General features: G+C 60.1%; 2 protein-coding genes and 1 pseudogene. All 3 read right to left on the bottom strand.

The genetic code is table 11. The features are described from left to right. Positions 1–181, bottom strand: a pseudogene (locus AC1D1X_RS23355) (hypothetical protein); the annotation flags it as partial. Between the two features lie 79 nt (positions 182–260). After that, positions 261–989 (bottom strand): TerC family protein, encoded by a 729-nt coding sequence (locus AC1D1X_RS23350; protein ID WP_477670606.1) that lies wholly within the window; start codon positions 987–989, stop codon positions 261–263. A 148-nt stretch (positions 990–1,137) separates the two neighbouring features. Beyond that, on the bottom strand, positions 1,138–1,378 hold a 241-nt coding region (locus tag AC1D1X_RS23345), incomplete at its 5' end, for a hypothetical protein (RefSeq protein ID WP_477699350.1).

Below are 1,378 nucleotides of genomic sequence, written 5' to 3'. Positions count from 1 at the left end.
TGCCGCGCCAGCTTTCCCGCGCACTGTGTGTTACCCATTTGCTGACGCGGTGCGTCACGCGGGGTGCGCAGCCGACCACGATCCAGCGAGTAGGGCTGTGGGCCTCGCCGGCCGGCAGCATGGGTTGCAGCATCTGCAGGGCATATGCGGCATCGTCAATGTACACAATGATGTTGTCCATAAAGTTCTCCTTGAGTTGTCGTCGTTTTAGAAGCTTGCTGGCTGAAAGAGGGGCATACGCCCCCCACGGGTTGCTGGTTTCAATGTGGAATCAGGTCGGCATCCTGCGCGGACCGTGAGCGTCGTGTGGCCCACCACCCTGCGCCCAGCACGCCTGCCACCGCAAGGGCGTAGGTTGCCCACTGCGCTGCAAGGTGCAGGGTTTCAGCCGAAGGCATGGTGCCCGGGCCGCCGTAGATCGGGTCGAGCAGCTGCTCGCTCACAATCATCTTCGCGGCGGTAAAGGCCAGAACGGCGGCGCCGATATTGATGATGATGGGGAAACGTTCCACTAGCTTGAGCACCATGGTGCTGCCAAACACCACGATCGGGATGCTGACCAGCAGGCCGATGACCACCAGGTCAAACGAGCCGTGTGCGGCGCCGGCCACACCCAGCACGTTGTCGATGCCCATCAGGGCGTCGGCCACGACGATGGTTTTCATGGCGCCCCAAAAGGTGTGAGCAACCGGGCCGTCGTGCTCCTTGTCACCCTGGTCGGCCAGCAGCTTGTAGGCAATCCACAGCAGCCCCAGGCCGCCCACCAGCATCAGGCCGGGAATTTTCAGCAGCCACACCACGCCAACCGTCATGGCAGAGCGGACCACAATGGCGCCCACCGTACCCCATACGATGGCTTTTTTCTGCAGGTGGGATGGCAGGTTGCGCGCGGCCAGTGCAATCACGATGGCGTTGTCGCCGGCGAGCACCAGGTCAATGAGGATGATGGCCAGCAGGGCGGACCACCAGGGGGCAGTAAATAGTTCCACGTCACACYCCATGTCAAGTTTCGACTTGGAAATCCGCGCGACGGCGCACGACGGATTTCCGGCTTCGTGAAACCGGAACGGGTGTGATGGGTGGCTGGGGTCGGCGCCCGTGGACGCCGCAGATACCTCGATCAAACCTGTTCAGGTTTCAATCGAAGGTCTGGCTCGACATGCAGTGTCGCTGCATGCCCAACAAGCCGGAAGTGTCAACTTCGTAATGACGACTTGTTGTTAGCGATTTTGCTGTGGTGTCTGTTTTCGTATATTGCAGCAAAACGAGGGAGTTACTCCCCTTCGTCTGGGTATTTGACAATAAAAAAAGATTTTTTGCAACCCGGTCTTGCCGCGCAGCGGCGCGATGCGGGGATATGCCCCCATTTCCCCCATAG

It is taken from the genome of Polaromonas sp. P1_G4, assembly GCF_056405475.1.
This window is presented reverse-complemented; position numbering and strand designations above follow the sequence as displayed.